This is a genomic window from Shimazuella sp. NTD250 (genome assembly GCF_059510375.1).
Map to the genome: position 1 here is coordinate 772,782 of NZ_JCAJZS010000001.1, position 21,629 is coordinate 794,410.

Annotated in this window: 22 protein-coding genes; 8 read left to right on the forward strand and 14 right to left on the reverse strand. The window is 43.3% G+C overall.

Annotated elements, in window-relative coordinates:
- Positions 1-23 precede the first annotated feature (23 nt).
- Both AC5WOF_RS04140 and AC5WOF_RS04145 read right to left on the reverse strand, forming a co-directional pair.
- Positions 24-920 (reverse strand): YitT family protein, encoded by an 897-nt coding sequence (locus tag AC5WOF_RS04140; RefSeq protein ID WP_496048670.1) that lies wholly within the window; start codon positions 918-920, stop codon positions 24-26.
- 59 nt (positions 921-979) lie between these two features.
- Positions 980-1,927, reverse strand: a complete 948-nt coding sequence (locus tag AC5WOF_RS04145; RefSeq protein WP_496048671.1) for a tyrosine-type recombinase/integrase — start codon at positions 1,925-1,927, stop codon at positions 980-982.
- A gap of 243 nt (positions 1,928-2,170) precedes the next feature.
- Here AC5WOF_RS04145 and AC5WOF_RS04150 point away from each other — a divergent pair, with 243 nt between their 5' ends.
- From AC5WOF_RS04150 to AC5WOF_RS04160, 3 genes are all read left to right on the forward strand, one after another.
- Positions 2,171-2,581: a hypothetical protein gene (locus AC5WOF_RS04150; protein ID WP_496048672.1), complete on the forward strand. Its 411-nt coding sequence runs from the start codon at positions 2,171-2,173 to the stop codon at positions 2,579-2,581.
- Between the two features lie 87 nt (positions 2,582-2,668).
- The gene (locus AC5WOF_RS04155) at positions 2,669-3,007 is read left to right on the forward strand and encodes a hypothetical protein (protein WP_496048673.1); all 339 of its coding nucleotides are present in this window, start codon (positions 2,669-2,671) and stop codon (positions 3,005-3,007) included.
- A gap of 246 nt (positions 3,008-3,253) precedes the next feature.
- The gene (locus AC5WOF_RS04160) at positions 3,254-3,550 is read left to right on the forward strand and encodes a hypothetical protein (RefSeq protein ID WP_496048674.1); all 297 of its coding nucleotides are present in this window, start codon (positions 3,254-3,256) and stop codon (positions 3,548-3,550) included.
- A gap of 180 nt (positions 3,551-3,730) precedes the next feature.
- Here AC5WOF_RS04160 and AC5WOF_RS04165 read toward each other — a convergent pair whose 3' ends face one another.
- Positions 3,731-4,513 carry a trypsin-like serine peptidase gene (locus tag AC5WOF_RS04165; protein WP_496048675.1) on the reverse strand — a complete coding sequence of 261 codons (783 nt, stop codon included), beginning with the start codon at positions 4,511-4,513 and terminating at the stop codon, positions 3,731-3,733.
- 248 nt (positions 4,514-4,761) lie between these two features.
- Here AC5WOF_RS04165 and AC5WOF_RS04170 point away from each other — a divergent pair, with 248 nt between their 5' ends.
- Positions 4,762-4,890, forward strand: coding sequence for a hypothetical protein (locus AC5WOF_RS04170; protein ID WP_496048676.1), 129 nt, complete (start codon positions 4,762-4,764; stop codon positions 4,888-4,890).
- Between the two features lie 217 nt (positions 4,891-5,107).
- Here AC5WOF_RS04170 and AC5WOF_RS04175 read toward each other — a convergent pair whose 3' ends face one another.
- The 3 genes from AC5WOF_RS04175 to AC5WOF_RS04185 all read right to left on the reverse strand — a co-directional run bounded on the left by AC5WOF_RS04175 (position 5,108) and on the right by AC5WOF_RS04185 (position 7,201).
- A complete protein-coding gene (locus tag AC5WOF_RS04175) occupies positions 5,108-6,124 on the reverse strand; it encodes a P1 family peptidase (RefSeq protein WP_496048677.1) in 1,017 nt (338 codons plus the stop codon).
- Between the two features lie 73 nt (positions 6,125-6,197).
- Positions 6,198-6,668, reverse strand: coding sequence for a helix-turn-helix domain-containing protein (locus tag AC5WOF_RS04180; protein ID WP_496048678.1), 471 nt, complete (start codon positions 6,666-6,668; stop codon positions 6,198-6,200).
- A 5-nt stretch (positions 6,669-6,673) separates the two neighbouring features.
- The gene (locus AC5WOF_RS04185) at positions 6,674-7,201 is read right to left on the reverse strand and encodes a DUF6932 family protein (RefSeq protein ID WP_496048679.1); all 528 of its coding nucleotides are present in this window, start codon (positions 7,199-7,201) and stop codon (positions 6,674-6,676) included.
- Positions 7,202-7,583: 382 nt separating this feature from the next.
- Here AC5WOF_RS04185 and AC5WOF_RS04190 point away from each other — a divergent pair, with 382 nt between their 5' ends.
- Positions 7,584-8,714 carry an SMP-30/gluconolactonase/LRE family protein gene (locus AC5WOF_RS04190; protein WP_496048680.1) on the forward strand — a complete coding sequence of 377 codons (1,131 nt, stop codon included), beginning with the start codon at positions 7,584-7,586 and terminating at the stop codon, positions 8,712-8,714.
- 441 nt (positions 8,715-9,155) lie between these two features.
- On the opposite strand, the gene AC5WOF_RS04195 is transcribed toward AC5WOF_RS04190, so the two are convergent.
- Genes AC5WOF_RS04195 through AC5WOF_RS04205 form a run of 3 tightly spaced genes read right to left on the reverse strand, consistent with a single transcriptional unit; the run spans position 9,156 to position 14,408 of the window.
- Positions 9,156-10,877, reverse strand: coding sequence for an acyl-CoA dehydrogenase FadE (locus AC5WOF_RS04195; RefSeq protein ID WP_496048681.1), 1,722 nt, complete (start codon positions 10,875-10,877; stop codon positions 9,156-9,158).
- Positions 10,878-10,888: 11 nt separating this feature from the next.
- Complete coding sequence (locus AC5WOF_RS04200) at positions 10,889-12,067, reverse strand: acetyl-CoA C-acyltransferase (RefSeq protein WP_496048682.1); 1,179 nt, start codon at positions 12,065-12,067, stop codon at positions 10,889-10,891.
- Between the two features lie 13 nt (positions 12,068-12,080).
- Positions 12,081-14,408 (reverse strand): 3-hydroxyacyl-CoA dehydrogenase/enoyl-CoA hydratase family protein, encoded by a 2,328-nt coding sequence (locus tag AC5WOF_RS04205; RefSeq protein WP_496048683.1) that lies wholly within the window; start codon positions 14,406-14,408, stop codon positions 12,081-12,083.
- A gap of 353 nt (positions 14,409-14,761) precedes the next feature.
- Between AC5WOF_RS04205 and AC5WOF_RS04210 the strand changes: the two genes are divergently transcribed.
- The gene (locus AC5WOF_RS04210) at positions 14,762-15,619 is read left to right on the forward strand and encodes a PIG-L family deacetylase (protein WP_496048684.1); all 858 of its coding nucleotides are present in this window, start codon (positions 14,762-14,764) and stop codon (positions 15,617-15,619) included.
- Positions 15,620-15,646: 27 nt separating this feature from the next.
- Here the strand turns inward: AC5WOF_RS04210 and AC5WOF_RS04215 are convergent, their stop codons facing one another.
- The 3 genes from AC5WOF_RS04215 to AC5WOF_RS04225 all read right to left on the reverse strand — a co-directional run bounded on the left by AC5WOF_RS04215 (position 15,647) and on the right by AC5WOF_RS04225 (position 17,606).
- Entirely contained in the window at positions 15,647-15,919 is a 273-nt protein-coding gene (locus tag AC5WOF_RS04215) for a hypothetical protein (protein ID WP_496048685.1), read from the reverse strand.
- Between the two features lie 82 nt (positions 15,920-16,001).
- Positions 16,002-16,772 carry a sporulation protein gene (locus AC5WOF_RS04220; protein ID WP_496048686.1) on the reverse strand — a complete coding sequence of 257 codons (771 nt, stop codon included), beginning with the start codon at positions 16,770-16,772 and terminating at the stop codon, positions 16,002-16,004.
- A gap of 30 nt (positions 16,773-16,802) precedes the next feature.
- The gene (locus AC5WOF_RS04225; protein WP_496048687.1) at positions 16,803-17,606 is read right to left on the reverse strand and encodes a hypothetical protein; all 804 of its coding nucleotides are present in this window, start codon (positions 17,604-17,606) and stop codon (positions 16,803-16,805) included.
- 210 nt (positions 17,607-17,816) lie between these two features.
- On the opposite strand from AC5WOF_RS04225, the gene AC5WOF_RS04230 reads away from it, so the two are divergent.
- Together AC5WOF_RS04230 and AC5WOF_RS04235 are read left to right on the forward strand one after the other, a co-directional pair.
- Positions 17,817-18,254 carry a hypothetical protein gene (locus AC5WOF_RS04230; RefSeq protein WP_496048688.1) on the forward strand — a complete coding sequence of 146 codons (438 nt, stop codon included), beginning with the start codon at positions 17,817-17,819 and terminating at the stop codon, positions 18,252-18,254.
- Positions 18,255-18,633: 379 nt separating this feature from the next.
- Entirely contained in the window at positions 18,634-19,212 is a 579-nt protein-coding gene (locus AC5WOF_RS04235) for a hypothetical protein (RefSeq protein ID WP_496048689.1), read from the forward strand.
- A gap of 133 nt (positions 19,213-19,345) precedes the next feature.
- Here the strand turns inward: AC5WOF_RS04235 and AC5WOF_RS04240 are convergent, their stop codons facing one another.
- Together AC5WOF_RS04240 and speD are read right to left on the reverse strand one after the other, a co-directional pair.
- Positions 19,346-20,860 (reverse strand): carboxypeptidase M32, encoded by a 1,515-nt coding sequence (locus AC5WOF_RS04240; RefSeq protein ID WP_496048690.1) that lies wholly within the window; start codon positions 20,858-20,860, stop codon positions 19,346-19,348.
- A gap of 150 nt (positions 20,861-21,010) precedes the next feature.
- Positions 21,011-21,424, reverse strand: coding sequence for an adenosylmethionine decarboxylase (gene speD, locus AC5WOF_RS04245; RefSeq protein WP_496048691.1), 414 nt, complete (start codon positions 21,422-21,424; stop codon positions 21,011-21,013).
- Positions 21,425-21,629: the final 205 nt, after the last annotated feature.

Below are 21,629 nucleotides of genomic sequence, written 5' to 3' on the forward strand. Positions count from 1 at the left end.
GGTAAAATTTGATTGTGTTTTAGCTAGTGAATATCCCGTTTCTTAAAGCTCTCTCCTCGCACCTCGTGTATATTACCGATAGCAAGAAAGGCTTGAGGGTCGATATCTTCGACAATTGCCTTCATTTTTGCTTCTTCCAATCGGGTGATTACACAGAAGATAACTCTTTTATCTTCTCCCGTATAAGCACCTTCTCCTTTCATATAGGTAACACCACGTCCGAGACGGTTAAGGATTGCATCTCCTAAGTCCTTTGACTTTTCACTGATGATCCATACCGACTTTGTTTCTTCAAAACCTTCAATAGTGATATCGATTACTTTAAATGCGATAAAATAAGCGATCAACGAGTACATGGCCCGATCCCAGCCAAATACAAACCCGGCACTTCCCAAAATGAATAAGTTGAAGAACATCACCGTCTGTCCAACCGAGAACGGAATTTTTTTGTTGAACAAAATCGCTAATATTTCCGTTCCATCAAGCGATCCACCATATCGAATAACTAGGCCGACCCCGATTCCGAGAATAATCCCCCCAAAAACTGCTGCTAGTAATGGGTCTTTTGTCAAAGCTGGGACAGGATGCAGATATGAGGTGCCAAGTGACATGACAGCGACACCAAATAGCGTGGAGATAGCAAATGTTTTCCCGATCTGCTTATATCCCAAGAAGAAGAAGGGCAAGTTGAGGACAAATAAGAATAATCCTAAGTTCCATCCTGAAAGATGAGATAACATGATGGAAATGCCGACGATTCCTCCATCAATAACTTGGTTTGGAACCAAAAATATTTCCAGTCCAATCGCTACCAAGATAGCCCCGAGTAATATCATGGTTCCCCGCTTCAGTAGTTTTAGGCTGGTCAATTTTTTATGGTTTGTTTTTTCGATCGCTGATGCTGTTATAACTTCTCCCATAACGTATACCTCCCTTTATCTGTTTTCTTCGATGCTGCTAGGAAGAGGAATAAACGCTTCTAAATATTTTTCCCCTCTATTTGTTTCAGTTTCTCTTTTATCTGCTCTCTATTTAACTGTGTATATTTTGCGGTTGCTTGGATGGAGGGTGTTCCTTGTTTGGTCACATGGCCGAGGTAATAAGCGATCTCCTCCAGACTCCATCCCGCACTTCTAGCACGATGCGCAAAATCTTGGCGTAACTCATGAAACGTAATATCGTGAATAAACTCCCATTCATCTTGGGCAGCCTTTTTCTTCAAACTGGAAAACCAACGATGAATACCATTTTCCGTCAAGTGTCCTGATTTTTGTGATAAGAAGACAAAGCTGCTGTCTTTCTTCCTCCGTTCCTCACTATACAAGTATGCATAGAGTGGTTTGCGCACTTCTTCCAATAAATCAATATCTCGTTTCTTCCCACTCTTAGTGCCAACTGTTATCCACCCTGTTTTGGAGTCAAGATGACAGTCTTCCATTTGTAGCCAAGACACATCACACACCCGGCATCCTGCCCAGTATCCTAGAGCGAAGATTGCTTTCCCACGTAAATTTTGCTGTCTTTCCACTAAACTCTTCAGTACTTCTCGTTGTCTATCAGTCAACTCCCGTGGAGTAAAAGTAGCTTGAGGCGGTACATAGATAGCATACGCTGGATTTTGGGACAACAGCTGTTTTTCTTGAATCATCCAGTTTGCAAATCGGCTGATTGCCGCTCGTACTTTGTGTTGATGCGCACTGCTGTAACCTTTTTGCTGGAGTTTCACTAAAAATACTTCTACTTCTTCACGAGACAAATGTTCCACCAAAAATATTCCTTTATCACTCGGACATTCACCAATCCATTCGATAAACTGCCGAAGAATTCGCAGGTAAGCATCAACAGTCTGATCACTTTTGGAAGATAGCAAATACTGCTCGTATTCCTCCAATAAATCAAGACATCGCTGATCAAGAGGGGCTCTCATGAGGTTAAACCTTCTTTCAAAAAATTCCGTTGTATAGTTAAAAGCTCGATTATCACCTAAATACTGTTTGCGAATTTTATCATGCTTTATTTCTATGGTTTTATTATAACACAAAAACGCAACGGAAAAAATATTCCGTTGCGTTTTTTATAAGATTTTATTTTCACCCTTGTTCATCAGAAGATTGGCAATAATGATATACTACTTTTAGTAACTGTTCACCCGAACTCGAAGGAAGACATCGTGAACACCACCGCGCCCCAGAACCAGACCGCCCAGACCGAAAGCGAGGAAATCATCCTCGGGGTCGACTACATGCCCATCCTCTGGTCCGACTACGAGAAGGCGGTCGGCGGGGGCACATACCTGTACATGGCAAGCCACATCACGGAGGCCATGCAGGTCTTCACCGACGGTACGTACCTGGTTCAGGCTGTCGTCGTTCAGGGGAACTCCCAGTGGAACGACCAACCGTACTCCTGCTCGCCCGCAAACACCTTCGCGTTCTGCACCTGGCTGCTCCAGCGGGACTTCCGCGGACCGATCGTCATCGTCAGCACTCTGCTCAACACGGCAGAGATCGAGAAGTTCAAGAGGCTCTCACCTCAGATCGAGGTGATGAACAAGGAGGAGTTCTTCGCCAACGGCTCCTAGCTGCTGAGCAGCTCCTACAAGCGCTCAGCACGAGCCCTGATCGAGGAGCACCTGAGCGGAGAACTGGCAGAGTACGCAGCGGAGTCGTTGAAGCGGCTCGACGCACTCGTCGCGAGCTTCAGCGACTGCGACACGGCCGTCCACAACGCGTTGATCCAGACGCGAGTCGGTACACCCTCGGAAAACACCATCGATCCATGGTTCGACCAGTACCGCTGGCTCGTAAACCTGGCTGTTCGGGAGATCTTCCTCGACCACCCGGACAAGCTCGCATCCATGCGTGAACTGCTGGAGAGCACCATCTCCGGTGACCCCCGCGGGGTCGAGCGCAGCTCGTCCAGTGCGCGTGAGCGCATGAACGCAAGGTTCCTGTCGATCTTGGCAGACGATCCCCACTGGGGCTGGTTCATCCAGCCGGCTTCCTGAGTCTTCCCAAGTTCGGGGAGAACAAAAAAGTCCATCGTCACCATTCAGACTGAATGGTGACGATGGACACCGTACGGAAGCTACCCAGCTAGCCGTACCCTCGACGGGCTGTCCCTCATAGGTACAGTCCGTCGGTCGTTTTAAATCTTAAACAAATCAAACTGAACAGCGAAAAAGAAGTTTGATCTCATATAGATATTTGTATAAGCTAAAGTTGTTAGGTTCTCGCATAGATGGAGACTTCGTATGTATCTATTGAAACTTCTTGGTCTTAGTTGTAACATTCAGGGGGAGCTAACAACACTAGATGAGCACAATCTCACAAAGATCAGGGACAAGGTTCTTGGAGCTGGTATCAATGCCATCCGAGGTCTAAACCTCACCTCTGATCAACTCCAAGAAAGCCACCACAAACAAAAAGCCTTCACTGTTGCTTGGATTGCAATGTTCAGGGCAGTATGCACACTATCTCACCGACCTGCTTGGGAACAACTTCCCAGCCCCAAAGATGCGTATGAAAAGGCTCTAAATCTTCCAAACTGAACCAAACTGTCGAGGCGGCATCCAGTTGTCTCGACCCGATAAAAAAAAACAGCCACCTATAGGTGGTTTTGTTGTGTTTAAATACATAAGGTAACACTATTTATCCAAAAATGGGCGGCGGACTGCTACCTTGGTGAGGTGCAGCCCGCCGGGGGAGTACTAGTGCAGATCGAGCCATGCTCACTTGCTCATGGTGATCCACATTCTAATCTCTATCAGCACTCGGTCCGTGAATGGAACGAAGTAGGTCACTTGTTCCTTTGGACAGATTTCATGCTTGTTACAGGCCGTCCCACCCCAAATAATCCCCTTGGCTACAAACCGATTTCCCTCTACTTGAAAAAGCGGGGAACCAGACTGACCATGAAAAGCCACTCCACCAGAAATGACTCCCTTTTCGCCCAAATAAGCGAAACCGTGGTACTTGCTTTCCCACATGGTGAAGAAATTTTTGTCACCGGGATACCCCGCGGAGACCATATCAGCAGACTCAGCATCCTCAGGGAATGCTTGCAAGCCGAAGTGGGCAGAAAGGATGGGTTCGGGCAGAAAAATGACGCCGTAGTCCTGACCACTCGCACTCACTTGGAAGCGGGTGGACTTCATGTGTGCTGAGAGAGTGGTGATACCCCCTTCTTTTTTTTCGACAATCTCGACCAGTGCCGAATGAGCGTCCTCCAAGCAGTGCCTATTTGTCAACACTGCTCTAGGGGATATGACGAATCCCGTGCAGTAAGTTGTCATCCCAGGCTTATCCATCGTGAGATGGGCAATCGCCTGATAGGGACCATCGAAGGGCTGTTCCACCTTAGTCCGCACATCCGGCTTCTTCTGAGCCTCAATAACTTCGTACTGGTGGATTGACTCCACGGCATTGGAGACTTTACAAACACAGAGACCCATTGTGATCAAAGTCAGAAGGATGATCAGGAGAGCTATACACTGAAAACGAGATAGTTTCACTAGTACTCCGCTGTTGAAGTTAACCTTGGATCTATTTTATCAAAAACGAATCAAAATTCACTTTGGAATCTAAAATTATTTCGTATTTATAGAAGCATTTATCCTCCATACTGTAATAGTATTAAACAAAAAATGTATCCAAAGGAAATAACAAAACCATACAATTCCTTAGATTCAAAGAAATTGTATGGTTTTCACAATCTATAGTAAGCTTCATCGCTTATTTTCGGGCGGGCGTGCAGAGCCCAATGTTGTTCTCTGCACGCCCCAGCAGGGAAGGTTCCCCACTAGAACAGGTCAGCGATCTCCTGCTGCCAGGACTTGCCCGAACCGGAGTCGTCCGAGCCTCCGGAGCCCGAGCTGCCGGAGTTGTCTGAGCTGCTGGAGCTGCCGGAACGGTAGGTGGTCGAGACGTCGGAACCGGCGGAACCGCTGGAGTGGGACGGATCACTGGGTCCGCTGTAGTGCGGTGCATTGCCACCCATATTGTAGGGTCCTTCCTCGCAAGTGGAGAACGGGTTGTTCTCCGATATATTCAGTATAAACATAATTCCAATAAAAATCAAAACATAATCTTTTCCTTATCCCTAATCTCTACCAACCAAAATCTTTGCAGCTAGGAACAATCCCCTGATATCCCCCATCAAATCTTATCGACTCTGCCTTCAAACAAGCATCATAAATACTCTCCAGTACCGCCCTTGCAGCAGCATTCCCTACTCGATCTACCTCCATACTCGGCCAGTCTGGGTTGTCATCTATCGCTTTTACTTCCTCCGTAGAAAAAACAAAGATTGTATCCCCATCAAGCGAGGTATGTACAGGATGAATAGCCCTTACATGTCCATGTGAAGCGAGGTGTGCTACACGGTCATAGTTTTCCCGCGTCCGTAAATCCGCATTGATCCCCACGATAGAAATGGTCGTATTCATACTATCGGATGTCGTAAAACCATTCACTTCCTCATACGTGAGTACAGGCTTGTGCTCTCCTCTATTCCCCGCGAGAATTTTCCCATCTGGAAGTACAACATTCCCTACTGGATTGACGACAGACAATGCACAAACTATCACCCCATTACCTAAATCTACTCTAGCCGACCCAACTCCAGACTTCATCGCTGGAAACTTAGTTCCATCTTCCAAATAATAAAATTTCCCTACTGTCGTACCTGTTCCTGCCCCAACATTGCCATTTTGCACCGGCCGACCTGTGGCATTGTCATATGCTTCACGTCCAAAATTCCCATCAAACTGGGCGATTCTCGTACCCAAGTCATAAACAATTGCCCCACTGATACTCGGATTGATGATATTTGCTGCAAGATCGCCAATACCATCTTCAATCATCCGTTCCATAATGGCAGAAGCACTTGCCAACCCGGGTAAACATCCTCCAGCGACAAACAACCCATTCCGGCGGTAATATGATTTACCAAGGTGTAAGGTATCTGTGTTAAAGGTACTCGACGCCCCTCCATACGCTGTGTAGGCAACAGGAAGGAATTGATCAAAGGTGACAACGGTACAGCCTGTTAATTTATCCAAGTGTGTTGCATGTCCTACTTTTACTCCTGTTAGAGCTGTCAGTGTGTTATTTACATTATTCACTAGTCCCTCTCCTATATAAAAAAGGCTGCTTTTTTTAGTTGCAGCCTTTCCTGCGGATTTAATTATTTTCCTATTAAGCACTTTTACTTGCTGATGTTTCTTCTTTTCCTGAAGCAATTTCATGAATAGAAACATGAAGATTAATATCCATTGCTTGGCAGACGCGCTGCAACTTCTCAAAACCAATCTTTGCATATTCATAACGTTCATCTCTTGCGACTGCTGGCTGTGTTACCCCTAATTTTTCGGCTAACTGCGCTTGTGTCATTCGTTTGTATAATCGACACTTGATCAAATGGCGTCCAAGTTCAAGATCTTTGCAATGGGTAGGGTCAAAATTACCGTTAAAGATATCCTCATATTCTTGAATATCTTGTTCCATTTGGGTCAACTGATGTTTTTTCCGACGGAAAACTCGATCGAGAACTGTTTCTTCAACCCCTTCTGAACGAAGCTCCTCTATTTCCTCCTGTAAAAAAGAAAGATTTTCTTCTAAGTCATTCTTAAGTTGTTTATATTCTTCCTCATTGGTAATCAGAGCCATCTTTCTCATCCTTTCTCAACTTGGATTATACCCCGAGGTCTTCCAGATCGATCTTCTGAAAAATATTCATGAAATGTCTTTACCAATTTCCCTCTCCTCTTTCCTGGTACTTCTGCAAAATAAGAGGGATGAACATCTAGCCCCTTTTCCCAAACCACATCATTAGAAAATGGTTCCCACCCTTTTTGTATACAAGCCTCATCCAAACGCTGATAAACCTGATCTACATAGTAGATTGCCTTAGCTCGATTTCGACCTATATAAGGTGGGATATTGATTTCAAAGAATGCATCCAAATCATTACAAGGATGTATAGAACAAAAAGACCCTCCAAGAAATACTGCCAAAACATCTTCGCTTTCTAACAATAAAGCTAAATATTTTTCCGCATGTGACCATAGTTGTTTGCGCTTTGCGATGACTTGATTATTCATCTGTTTGGTACCCAGAACGAAAATGGAAGTAGTAAATTGTGAAAGGGTCATAGAATATATCCCTAGTTGCAAGTTTCCTTCACTCGTTAATACAAACATCTTTTATCCTCATCTATTATATCATTATATTTGAGTAAAATATAACATATGTATTATACATAAATAAAGATGTTTTAAAAAAGTTTCCGTTTTAAGGATTTTGTCTTCACTCATAGCAATTCCTTCTGATTCTTTTTTCCTAAAACAGATTAAATCCATACTAAATATATATAAATAATTAAAATTTTAACTATAACAATTTTCTTCATTCTTCATTATAATAGAGTTATCGTTTCAGAAAGGAGGAAGTATGCATATATCGCGAATTTCCAAATAATTATTTAAGAATTTATTTCTTAGACGATCTCTTATTTTCTTAACAGTCTCTCTATGTTGAATTTCCAAAAATTACTTATCCAAACTTCTGTAAAGGGTGATACTGATGAATTTCGAAATAAATCGAGAAAGCCATCGATCTATTTTAGGAATTGCTTTGACTGTCTTCATTATCTCTATCCTTCTTTTATCTACGGTGGCAGCTCCTGTTCAAGCAGCCTCAACATTAAAAACAGAAGTTTTCGCGAAAGTACCAGCTCCCGGATTTCCTGAAGGGGTTGTCGTATCAGAAGATAACACCATCTATGTTGGAACACACCAAAGTGGAACCAATCCTGCAAATACACCTTCCCATGTGTTCGCTTATGATAAAAACGGAAACCTCAAGAAAGATTATGTCATCCAAGGACAAGCTTCCAGTGCACAAGGTATCCTTGGAATGGCTTTAGATAAACAAGGCAACCTCTATATCTTAGACCGCCATCCATCTCGTATCATCCGTCTAAATCCAAAAACAGGTGAGCAATCTACATATGCCACTTTCCATGAAGTACAGCCATGCGTCAATGGACAACCTACTGGAGACTGCTCCGCTGAGTCCGAAGATCGTACCTCTTATGCAGACGATCTTGTATTCGCTCCAGATGGTACTTTATACGTGACAGATATCCAGCAATCTCTCATTTGGAAAGTTCCAAATGGCGGGGGAAAAGCGAAAATTTGGTATACTGATCCTGACTTAGACTCCGTCTTTGGTGCCAATGGTATTCGCTTCGCTGATAACGGAAAAACGCTTGTGCTTGCTGTTTCACTCTATCATGTTACCGATCCAAATCAAATTTTCAGTGGAAGAGGCCGCATTTACAAACTCCCTATCAACAAAGACGGCAGCCCTGGGACGAAGAAATTGATCTGGCAAGCACAACAAGACGGGGAAGGACCAGATGGATTTGCGATTGGTCAATCTGGTAAATTGTATGTAGCTTTAGCTTTACCAGGTGCTTTTCTAGTTCTTTCTCCAGATGGAAAAGAAATCACTCGTACACCAGCTACTCCAGAGGAAAACCAACAGCAAGCAGTTCCATACTCCCTACCTGCAAACGTCGCTTTCATGGGAACGAACGTCTTGATCACAAACCAAGATTTCTTTGCAGATGGCCCTAACGATAAGCAAGTAGTATTTAAAGTGAATGCCGGAGAACTTGGAAAAGAATTATTTAAACCTTATGTAAAATAAACAGGAAAACCAAAAAGCCATTCCAAAAGGAGTGGCTTTTTTAATATGTGAAAGTTATACACTTTATATACGGGTGGATCACGACTGGCTGCCATGATCCCGTTCTTCCTAACGGTTCGTCCGCTCCGCTCGTTTATCCTTCAATCGAACAAAATGCCTCGTTAGGCACCTCGGAGGAAGGTATCATCAGAGGGGAGGACCTGTTAGAAGAACTGTTCAGTTGTTGAGCATAAGAATTTATCCTGCATCGTTTTACTGATTTTGTGTATCGATTTTTTGATTCTTATGACTTCTTTGATTTTTACTGATTTTGTTGATTTTTAGCTCAAGTCTAAGATTAGTATATCCACCCTTCTTTCATATTGTCAATACTGGGAATAATCATATTCACCATCAAAAACTTTTCGATTTTAAAGATTTTCAACCTCGTGTTCCGAGTTGTTATATACTTAATAAATTCTCCGCAATCGAACGCTTCACTTTCACTTCATTGATCGGTTTCACCCGATTGTATCTCCGCAAGATCGCTAAGTGGGTCGTCAGTTCATCTCCCGAGAAAATAGCAGATAATGCATGTCTAGAGGCTCTATCGATTTTCTCTTTGATGTCAAAAGCCAATGCTAAGGTCATCTCTTCTTTGGATTCATCAGGATGTTTCTTGGTGCGAAGAAATGCGCTCTCCAAGGCAAACAGCAGAGTGACAATATCCGCTAAGTCTCGTAAAACTTCCTGCTCTTGATCCATTTTTTCCCGGTATTTATCTACTGCTGTACCTGCTGCAAGCAAAAATATTTTCTTGCTGTTTTGGACGATTTTTTCGATCACTGCAAGGTTATCTGTTTCCTGTTCTAGACTTGGGGTATAATTCATGATTTCTTTCGTCAGATCACCCACTGCTGCCATCAAAGGAAGCTCGCCGGATAATGCTTTCTTTAACAAAGTTCCGGGGATCAGCAGCCGATTGATCTCATTTGTTCCTTCAAATATCCGGTTGATTCGCGAATCGCGATACATATTTTCAATCTCATACTCTTGCATAAAACCGTATCCACCGTGAATTTGAACCCCTTCATCTACAACAAAATCCAGTGTCTCCGAACCGAAAACTTTAGCTAAGGAACACTCAATTGCCCATTCGTGAATCGACTTGGCGACTCCTGCTCCGTCGGACTGCTCAATGGTACTCAATCCTTGTTCAAACAACCCAGCGATTCGGTATACCATACTCTCTAAGGCATACGTTTGAATCTGCATATTCGCTAGTTTCTCTCGAATCAAAGCAAATGTAGCAATAGGTACGCCAAATTGTTTTCGCTCTAAGGCATATTCTTTCGAAATTTCAATTGCTCGTTTCGCTGAACCGAGTGTTCCCGCAGCGAGCTTAAATCGTCCCAGATTTAAAATATTAAAAGCAATCCGGTGACCTTTGCCGATCTCGCCGAGGACATTTTCAACAGGTATCTGAGCATCTTGTAAAATCAAAGTACGGGTAGAAGAACCTTTGATGCCCATCTTCTTCTCTTCTGCCCCTGTGGAAACTCCCGGGAAATCTCGTTCCACGATAAAGGCGGTAAATTTATCACCATCTACTTTAGCGTAAACAATAAACAGGTCAGCAAATGCAGAGTTGGTAATCCACTGTTTTTCTCCGTTTAATAGGTAATGGGTTCCTGCTTGATTTAAAACAGCTGTCGTCTTTGCGCCTAAGGCATCTGATCCAGACCCTGGCTCTGTCAAGGCATATGCGGCCAGTTTTTTACCGCTCGCCAAGTCAGGCAAGTATTTTTGTTTTTGAGCTTTTGTGCCGAAAAACACGATAGGCAGTGTTCCGATTCCTACATGGGCACCATGAGAGAGCGCAAATGATCGAGAAAGTGCCATCTTTTCTGTGATCAAGGTAGAACTGATCTTATCCAATCCAAGTCCATCAAACTCCTCTGGAACATCAGCACCGAGTAAACCTAATTCCCCTGCTTCTTTGAGCAGACGGACGGTATGCGAAAATTGGTGCTCTTCGATCTGGGCAAGCACTGGCCAAACTTGCTCTTTGACAAACTCCTCTGTCATTTTCGCCATCATTTTTTGCTCTGCTGTAAAATCTTCCGGTGTAAATATATCAGATGGTAATGTTTCTGCAATGAGAAAAGAGCCTCCCTTACCCATGTTTTCCCCTCCTATACGCGTTCAAATAGTCCTGCTGCACCCATACCGCCACCGATACACATCGTCACAATTCCATACTTCTTCTTTTCCCGAATAAGTTCATGCAAAATAGATACCGTTAACTTTGTTCCCGTACATCCCAAAGGATGACCTAAAGCAATTGCCCCGCCATTTACATTTATTTTGTCTTCATCTAGGTTTAACTCTTGGATTATTGCCACAGACTGCGAAGCAAATGCCTCGTTTAGCTCAATGCGGTCAATCTGCTCTAATGTCACCCCTGTTTGCTTTAACAGCTTTGGTATCGCTTGAACTGGACCTACTCCCATCACTTCCGGCTCAACACCTGCTACTGTGAACCCTCGAAAAACAGCCAATGGCTTAAGTCCTAATTCTTCCGCTTTTTCACGGCTCATAACAATAACTGCTGCCGCTCCATCACTCGTTTGTGAGGAATTCCCTGCTGTTACTGTCCCGTTTACTTGGAATGCCGGGCGGAGTTTTGCCAAGACTTCAAGCGATGTATCGAGCCTTATTCCTTCGTCTTCGCTAAAGTGCCGCCTGCTTCTAACAGGAGAACCGTCCTCTGATTCTTTCCACTCCGTCACTTCTATCGGGATTATCTCTTCCGTAAACTTTCCCTCCTGCTGTGCTTTTGCTGCTTTTTGATGGCTGGTAAGAGCAAATTGATCCTGCATCTGACGGCTTATCTGATAACGCCTCGCTACTTCTTCTGCTGTGTGTCCCATTGATAGATAGGTTTCGGGATAGTGCACCATCAAGTATGGGTTAGGCGAAGGACGAGCACCTCCCATCGGTACCATACTCATGCTCTCAATTCCACCTGCGATGATCATATCTGCAAATCCACACATGATTCGCTCGGATGCTAAAGCAATCGATTGCAGTCCGGAAGAACAGTAACGATTGATCGTCATCGCAGGAATTTCCACAGGTAATCCCGCTCGTAAGCTGACCGTCCGAGCAAAATTCATCCCTTGTTCCCCTTCAGGAAATGCGCAGCCAATGATGATATCATCGATTTCTTTTGGGTCTATCTGTGGATATTGCTGGAGCAATCCTTGTAACACCAATGCTCCAAAATCATCTGGACGAGTATGGCGCAAGGCACCTCTTGATGCCTTTCCAACCGCAGAACGTTTTGCTGCCACGATTACTGCTTCCCGCATCTTTTTTCCCTCCTCAATTGCGAAGCGGTTTTCCTGTACGCAACATGTGAGCCATTCGAGCTTGTGTCTTGGGTTCTCCGATCAAACTCAGGAAAGCCTCTCTCTCTAGATCGAGCAAATAAGCAGGATCAACCAATGTATCTTCTGGAACTTCTCCACCAGCTAAAACATATGCAAGTTTAGAAGCAATTTTATAATCGTGCTCTGATATATAGCCAGACTTCCAAAACTGATAAGCTCCCAGTTTCATCGTATTGGCACCATTACTTCCTAAAACAGGGATTTTGCTCGTTTTGGGTACTTGATAGTTTACTCGATCTAATGCAAGTACTGTTTCTTTGGCGTCATGCAGCAAAAAGTCGCGGTTCATGGTGATTGCGTCCAATGGACGTAAATAGGTATAGCTCTTTGCATCTAACCCGCTTGTAGACACTTTTGCTTGCCCGATTGTTTGAAATGCTTGATGGACAAACGGTTCTATTGCCCTTGCATTCGCTCCATTGGTCTGCTCATGAATACGCAGCAGTAATTCTTTGCAACCACCCCCAGCCGGAATCAATCCAACGCCTACTTCTACCAATCCCATATAGGTCTCCGCTGAAGCTTGAATGCGGTCGGCAGGCAGACACATCTCCACTCCACCGCCGAGGGTCAGCCCATAAGGAGCCGCAACTACCGGACGAGAACAAGTGCGCAGAGACCCTAACGTTTTTTGGAACCGGCGGATCATAAGATCAATCGCATCATAATCTTCATCTTCAACAAACATCAACATCATCAAAAGATTGGCTCCAACTGAAAAATTGATCCCGCTGCCTGTAATGACCAGTCCACGGTAATTAGCAGCTACTTCTGTAACAGCATAGTCGAGCATCTCCAAGGCGTCATTGCCAATAGCTTGTTTAGGGGAATGAAACAAGTAACAGGCTACATCATCCCCAATATCGATAAGACTCGCACCTTGGTTTCCTTTGATTTTGGTTGGAGATGCAGGACGAATCGGAATTATTTTTGGATGCTCCTCAATCGGCTGATAAGAACCATCCAGATCGATGAATTGATCAGACTGATAAAAGGACGTTTTCCCATCCGCAATGAGTTGTTCAATCCAAGCCGGAATCGTTTCTCCTTCTTGTTTCATTCGCTCTACTGTCGCAGCCAAACCTAGCTGATCCCACAGCTCAAATGGACCAACATCCCAGTTAAACCCCCATTTCATCGCCCGATCCACATCGATGAGATGGCGGGAAATAGCAGGAGAATAGGTTGCAGTGTAAAGCAGTGTCTTTTTCGTGATGTACCAGAGAAACTTCCCGATATCATGGTTCAGTTGAAACAAAGCTTGCAAACGAGACCCCAGATTCTTCTCTCTTTTGATCTGTTCCAGTTCTGGGATATTTGCTTTTTTTCGATCTTTGTACTGCCATGTATCAAGATCGAGAGCTTGAATCGTATTTTTCTGTTTGCGATAAAACCCTTGCTTGGTCTTTTCACCTAACGAACCTTCATTTATTAACTTTTGGATAACAGCAGGAGTTTGAAATGCATTTTGCTCTTCTTCATCTTGCGATTGATCACGAACATTTTTGACAACATGGACATAAGTATCTAGACCGACCAGATCGAGTGTCCGAAAAGTGGCACTTTTGGGTCTGCCTAAAAGAGGTCCTGTTAATTCATCTACCATCTCAGGAGAAAAAGACCATTGTTCCATCGCCTTGAGGATCACTTGAATACCATAGGTGCCAATCCGATTGGCAATAAAATTTGGTGTATCGCGCCCGATAACAACGCCTTTTCCAAGGCGTTCTTCGGAAAATTTTTGGACTGTATTGGTGATAGAAGGAAGTGTGTGTTTCGTTGGAATCAGCTCAAGAAGCTTCATGTATCTGGGAGGATTAAAAAAATGTGTGCCTAAAAAATGTTGTTGAAAAGATACCTTTCGATCGTTTATGATTTTATTGACGGAAATACCAGAAGTATTCGAACTTATAATAGATCTCCCATTCCAAACTTGCTCCACGTTTGCAAGTAACTGCTGTTTGATCGTTTCATCCTCTACAACCGCTTCAATTATCCAATCTACTTCTGCTAACTTGTGAAAGTCATCTTGGAAATTTCCAGTTTGAATAGATGAAGCAATCGTTGAAGAAAAAAGGGGAAAGGGCTTTTCTCGAAGAAGAGATTCTTTGGCTTTTTCTGCTAGAATATTTCGATTTTGCTCGTTTTCTGGCACCCGATCGAACAAATATGTGACAAAACCTGCATTAGCAAAATGGGCAGCGATCGCACGACCCATCACACCAGCACCCAATACTGCTACCTGTTTTATCTCTAGCATTTTCATAGCTCCTTTTCGTTAATCCGTCTGTAACAAACCGTTCGGAATAGAGGGAAAATAGCTACATTTCAACTCGAGCGAAAAGAGATAAAAATAATCCAGCGAATATATCCATAGCTGAAGCGTCCTTTGTGTTTCTCAACAACAGCGGACTTGGATCAAAATGTATGTTAGTAAATTTGCTCAACCGTAGTACATCACTTTATTATTTCGCTACATTTGAAAATAGTCAATATTTTTTAAAGAGTTATCTATTAACATTTTAGTAATAAATGTTAATCTTAAAATAAGCTTTCTCTCCTTTCTATTAGATATTGCACATATGGAATCATTATGCTTAAGGGGAATGTATGATGGGCAAGTGGATATTTCGTTTTTTCTTACTATGTTCGTTTTTTCTAGGATGTTATGTGATCTATAGTTTTTTTGAAATGGGTTATGGAGTAAATGCGATAAGCATATCCGATGGAAAACTCCACAAAAAGGAAGATATTAAAGCATACGGTTTGACCAAACTTCGTATTCCAGAAGAATCACTTAGAAACAAACCCATCTCAGTTTACTATGTCCCCCATCCAGACGACGAAATTTTGACGTATGGCGTACCAATTCGAAATGATTTAACTGCGGGCAAGATTGTATTCTTGGTACTGTTTACACATGGCGAAGGCTCCGCTATTTTAGGAAAATTAAATAAAATGGCAGCACCGAAAAAAATTACCCATGAAGAATTAGGAAGATCACGGGTACGGGAATTTTTATTTTCCGCTGAAGCATTAGGCATAGACGAAAAACACCGAGATGTATATGACCCTAATAAAAATGGATATAAAATGAATTTAATAAGATCAGTAGCTCTATACTTTGAAAGCCTATCCAATGACGTAACACATAATGGAATGAGTGAGATGGATACTCTTCCAGAACACTCCATGACAGGAAAAGTACTCAATGAGCTCTACAAACAAGGAAAAATCAAAAAGAAAAGAACTTTTGCATCTGTCTACATGTCTCGACTTGCCAAGAAAAAATTAAGAGGACCTCATATCAAATTAGTCAATCCAACTGATAATTATTACCTTGATTCTTCCATTAACACTTATAACCATTGGGACCCTGAAAATGGATGGTATGCATGTGGTTATATCAGCGTTAGCGAACAATTCAGATCTTTCTATGCTCACAAATATTCGGTATTGACCAAAAAATAAAAAATAACCAGAGTCTTTACGCTCTGGTTATTTTTTATTAAAGATAAATGCAAACAGCACTCCACCAATTGCTAAGATTAACAATCCAGAAGATTGGAAGCCATGATCTGTTATAAATTTTTGAATAGGAGCAGCTACACTATTGCCTCCGCTATTGGAAGCACTATAATTGTGATATAACCAATATATGCCGAAAGCAACTGCTGCAAAAAAGAGAATCCCGATGATAAATCCTCCAATTTGCTTTCCATTAAAACCACTCGAATATCGAGACTTTCCTTTTTTAATCGGTTTTGCCATCTATTTCCCTCGCTTCGCATCATCCGTATAAAAAGTTTATTCGATGCAGGCGATGTATTCAATAAAGAATTATTTTACTTTATTAACCATATAAACCTTCCGAATGTTGGATAATAAACTGTTGAATGGTTTCCGCAGCACGTTCCACAGAGGAAAGATCACTTGAATAGAACGTATAACGACCTTTCTTCTCATCCAAATCTAATTCGTCGGCAAGTGCCCCCATCAAACCACGTGCCTTTTTATCTAATTCAAACCAACCAGTGATTTGTGAACTGGCAAGCTCAGTTGCATAAGAAAACACGATTTCATCATATTTCCCACGTAACCAAGTAGTGGGTCGAAACTGAATAATTTGTGTTGCGTCTCTTCTACCTGTATATCCTTCTGCATAATGCTGAAATCCTAAAGAATGAAAAGCATCTAAAAAGTTTTTAAGTATTCCTGATGGTAAAACATCCATATAATCTCGATCTTTCGCATCTACCGCCTGATCAATATCTAAATCGGTTTCAAAATAATAATGAGTACAAACAGAGCTTACAGGTAATCCATCTGGACAAACAAAATGAAAAGGATACTCATACCGAGAACCTGGGCCCAAAATAAGCTTTTCATTGGTAATCGGGATCGTCGTTACCTTTTCATGTACATGGTGTTCATGCTCACCCCTTGTATAACGGGAAGTAAGATGAAGGGAAACTTTTAACCCTTCTGTCACTTGTTCGGATTCTCCACCGACGACGAAAATGGTTCCAGAGATGGGCTGTCCCATCGTCATAACTGCTTGATCCAGTTGTAAGTTTACTTTTGCTGCTCCAAATCCAATCGATGCCAGAAACTTTTTCAACATGGTAGTTATCACCCTCCTGATCTTATTGTATCAGAGAAACCGCCCTATAAGATCAATGAGATGATAAGTTGTATATACATTTCCATCTTTGGTTCGAAATCCTTGATTATATGCTTTCATCCAATTGTGCAACAAATGGTTATTATCGTCTGCTAATTTTTGTTCCATTGCATGAAAATAGCCGAATAAAGCGGCCATTTGAAATACTCCTTGGCTATTGTGATAAGTCTTGCGGAACTGAACCTCTTGTACATCTTCCAAATGAAGTCCGTCTTGCTCCAAACGCTTTTCCCAATAGGTTCGCGGGTTAAACTGAGCAGGCGGGTAACTCCCTATTTCCGAATCATCAATCCAGCTCAAACAATTATGTAACTCCATAAAGGTATGGGGGCCAAAAAACGTCGTTGCCACAATGCCGCTTTCTTCTAACAACTCCCCACTAAACTGAAACAATGCTGGCATCTCCCGCTGGAACTGGCAATTAGGCGAGATGATGATAATATCAAACTTATCTGGAATACCATCTCGATGATGAGAGATAATCTGTACGACAGCATTTTTATTCCAAGCAACAAAAATATCAGCGTTCATTTTGAGTGAAAAAAGGTCTGAGTCTGGGTAGACATCTTGAATAAGATCAGTAAACATCGGCTCGGTAACATATATCTCCAAGATCGAGATCGCAAATTGCCTCCGTTGTTTGATCATATGTGCAAGTCGAAACGCAATTTTTTGACAAATTTCATTCTCTTGAAAAGAGGAGGGAGCTGATAGAAATGATGATATTCCGTACTCATGTTCTTGATTCACATCTGCACCTTTCTTTCTTTTCATCGTTATCAACTTGCTTCTCTTTTTGGTTAGGAAAGTCCTTCTAATCGATGTAAATAATCCTGTTTTTTGGCATAAAAACACATAAGTTCGTATATTCATTCAGTGAACTTCATGACATTGTTTTTCCATTTAACGTGTCATATCTATTCAGATTTCTTTTATTTTCATATAATATACATAACACCTATCACACACCCGAAGGAGCCGACCATGGCCTCCGAGACCAGCACGCCGGTTCGGCCCACCATCGAAGCGACCATCACCATCGTCGACATCTCAGGCAGTGAGATGAAGCGGGTCATGGTCAGCGACATCGACGAGATCAGCGGCTTGCCGGAGATCCCTGTTGACCCCGAGACCGGCCGCAAGCTCTACGACCAGCTCACCGACACGGAGCGCTCTGTCAACGCTCGAATCAACTTGATCCGGGGGTACCTCCAGGAAATCTACCGCAACGTCAAGCGGATGGTCAACGGTGTACCGGTGATCAAGGGCTGGACCATCTCCATGAAGGAGCTCGCCAAGGCTGAAGCTCTGGAGATCGACAAACCAGTCACCGAGGAAAAGGCCGAAGAGATTCGCACCTACTTTGTGGAGGCGGTGGCCAACGCCCAGCAGGAGCTTGAGAAAGTGTGGAACTCCAACTGAAGGAAGTGAGAACAACCTCATGTAAGCCTCCTGACGGACACTCCGGTTCCAGCAGAGATGACAGTTCCCTGAGCTGTCGTCCGCTGAAACCGGAGCATGAATTTAATTTGTTGATATAAATAAACCCCCACTTCTGTATGATTTAGAAGTGGGGTTCTAACTTTTCTTTGCTGTTTGCAAAAAAGGATAGCTCGTTCCGAGTTTCTTGCATAAACATGAAACTTCCTAAGTTATAACGCTGTAAACCATTAAAAACATGTAAACAGCGTCAACTCTTATATTTGAAAACTTTGATTTTAGATTTTCTAAAATCTATACAAACTTACTGTACTTCCATATAATAAGGATACAGTCACTCAACCTGATGGAGGAGCCGAACATGGCCGCCAACAGCACCTTCCAGCCCGTCCAGCCTGCCATCGAGGCAACCATCCACATCGAGCGCATCTGGACACTCCTCGACGGCCGTAAGCTTCGGCGGATGTGGCGGGTCGTGATCGGCAACATGCAAGTCACCGGTACGCTGCCGAAGAACACCGGCAAGAACGCCTCGAACAAGGAGTTCTTCGTCAACAACCAGATCGACTGGGCCACGGGGTACTACGAGGAGTTGGTCCGTAACGTCAAGCGGATGCTCCACAACATCCCGATCCTCAACGAACTGGAGCTCATGAAGTCACTCGACGACGTCCTAGGGATCGAATTGGAGGACATCAACTCGATCCCCGAGGATCAGTACGATGCCGCGGAGCAGGAGGCCGAGGCCCCGTACCGGGAGGCGGTCGACGCCGGGAACGCGCTCTACATCGGTGTTCCCGTCACCAAGCTGATGGCCGAAACGGCTGTCGCCTACTTCGAGAGGGAGCTGGCCACCACGGTTCAGTCCCCCATCAACGGGCGTGTCTGGGAGACCTGGGCGAAGTACGTACGGGAGCACCCCGAAGAGTACGCCGCCTGAGGCGCTTCGGTTCCAGCAGAGATGACAGTTCACCTGAGCTGTCGTCCCTGCTGGCCGGAGTACGAATAATTTGTTGATTTTGTTGACATAGATAAACCCCACTTCTGTATGATTTAGAAGTGGGGTTTCAAGCTTATGATGTTTGCAAAGAAGGATAGATCGTCTGATACTTTTCCGTTAAATATTTCACATATGGATCAATGCTGAGCGCCTGACCTGTAGCTCGATGAATGATCTCAGTTGTAGTGAACTTTTTGCCATGCTGATAAATGTTCGATTTCAGCCAATGGTGCATCGTGGCAAATTGCCCTTGTCCCATTTCGGTTAGGATCGAAGGATGAGCTGCTTTAGCAGCATCAAACAATTGGCAGCTGAGTATATTTCCGATTGTGTATCCTTGAAACTGCCCTCCGATAAAGTCAGCAAACCAATGTACGTCTTGCAATACACCATCTTTGACCTCTGTCACCTCTACTCCTAAATCCTCTTTGTAACGCTGTCTCCAAGCTTCTGGGAGATCGGCGATATCCAGCTTTCCTGTCAACAGATCCAGCTCCAGGTCAAAACGAATAATGACATGTAAATTGTAGGTGATCTCATCTGCCTCTGTTCGGATTTGAGAAGGTGAGACATGATGCATCGCCCGATAAAACGCCTCCATCGGTACAGAACCTAGTTGAGAAGGAAATACAGATTGCAATTTAGGATAGAAAAACTCCCAAAACTCACGGCTTTTGCCCACTAAGTTTTCCCATAAGCGCGATTGGCTCTCATGAAGACCAGAAGATACACCTTTCATCAGAGGGGTATCGAATAATTCTGGTGCAATACCTAACTCATATAACGCATGACCAGACTCATGAATACTGCTAAAGAGCCCGTCAGTCACTTCCCATTCCCTGATCCGTGTGGTGATGCGAATATCATCTCCTGCTAGACGAATCATAAAAGGGTGCGGGGAGAAATCTTGTCTCGTTCGACTTCGATCCACCTTGAGATGATCGAGCACCATATCGATAAATTGTAACTGTTTTTGCTTCGGATAGTGTTGGATCAAACAATTGCGATCTACAGGTTCCGATTCCCGGATTTGTTCGATCATCGGCACCAACTTTTTCCGTAAGTCATGAAAGAGAGGCTGCAAGATAAAAACATACATACCTTCATCACTGCGATCAATTAAAGGATCAGCGACATGCTGAGCATCGGGAAAAAAAGATGAATACTCCTTGCTGTATTCCAATGATTCACGCAATAAAGGAGCGACAAGGGAAAAATCGTTTTTCTCTCTCGCCTCAACCCAAGTCTGATAAACACGTGCAGTATGGCTAAAAAACTTTTCCATAAAGGCAGAGGGAATATTGACTGCGCGCTCATAATCTTTTGCTACTTCTGCGACAAGTCTGGCCTCTGTTGAATCCGGATCAAGCATTGCTGCCCAAGGTACAAGCTGATTCAGCATTCTTCCCATTTTTGGGTCTGCCAACTTTTCATGTGCCAGTTTGCTGATGAAACCGATTTGATGACCGCGATAATCGGCATTTGCTGTTGGCATATTTGTGGATTGATCCCATACGAGCATATGAATATATGAATCCAAAGTCATGTATTCCTTTAGGTAACTTTTAAAGGATTGATAAAGTTCCAAAATAAAGACTCCTTTCTACTCCATAGGTAACATTTACGACGATCAGTCGTTTTTCCTGCTTTGCTCCAAACTTCCTTACTATCATCGCAAAAAAAAGCGGCCTTTTCTACTATACGAGTAGAAAAAAAACCGCATTTAAAGGAACTCAAACTATATTGATATAATTTTTTTTGTGTGCTCTATCACGGGCTTATCCCAATCGACAATCGGCCCATCGCCGCGTTTCAAAACTTTGGCGAAGGCTTGTGATGGCTGCAAATACTCAACCATATAGTCGATGGCGATCTGTGGGTCAACGGTATGACCACAGGTATAACAGTCCAGCGCAGCAAATCCTTTTTCGGGATACGTATGAATCGACAGATGACTCTCCGATAACATGACTAGCACTGTAACACCTTGAGGGTCAAATTTTTGGGCCTGTACCGATAGAACAGATGCTCCACAGGACTCAGCTGCCTGTATCATATACTTCTTTAATTCTTCTGCATTGTTTAAAAGGTCAAACGGCACACCCCAGGCATCCATAGCCACATGCCTTCCGAAAGTAGAATATTCTTCCATCTTTCGGCCCCCCTTCCTAGCAAAAAATTGGTGTGAGCCAAATTCCGCTAGGATCGTATTGGATCACTTATGGGGGAAGGTTAGTCCAATGAGGTCCCAACCCTTCGAGTGAATCACTGATCCTAATAGCTCAAGTTGGTTTGGTTGCAACATCCTGTACCTTATCATATTATCTGAAGAAATTCAATTGGTTTCATAAAATTAA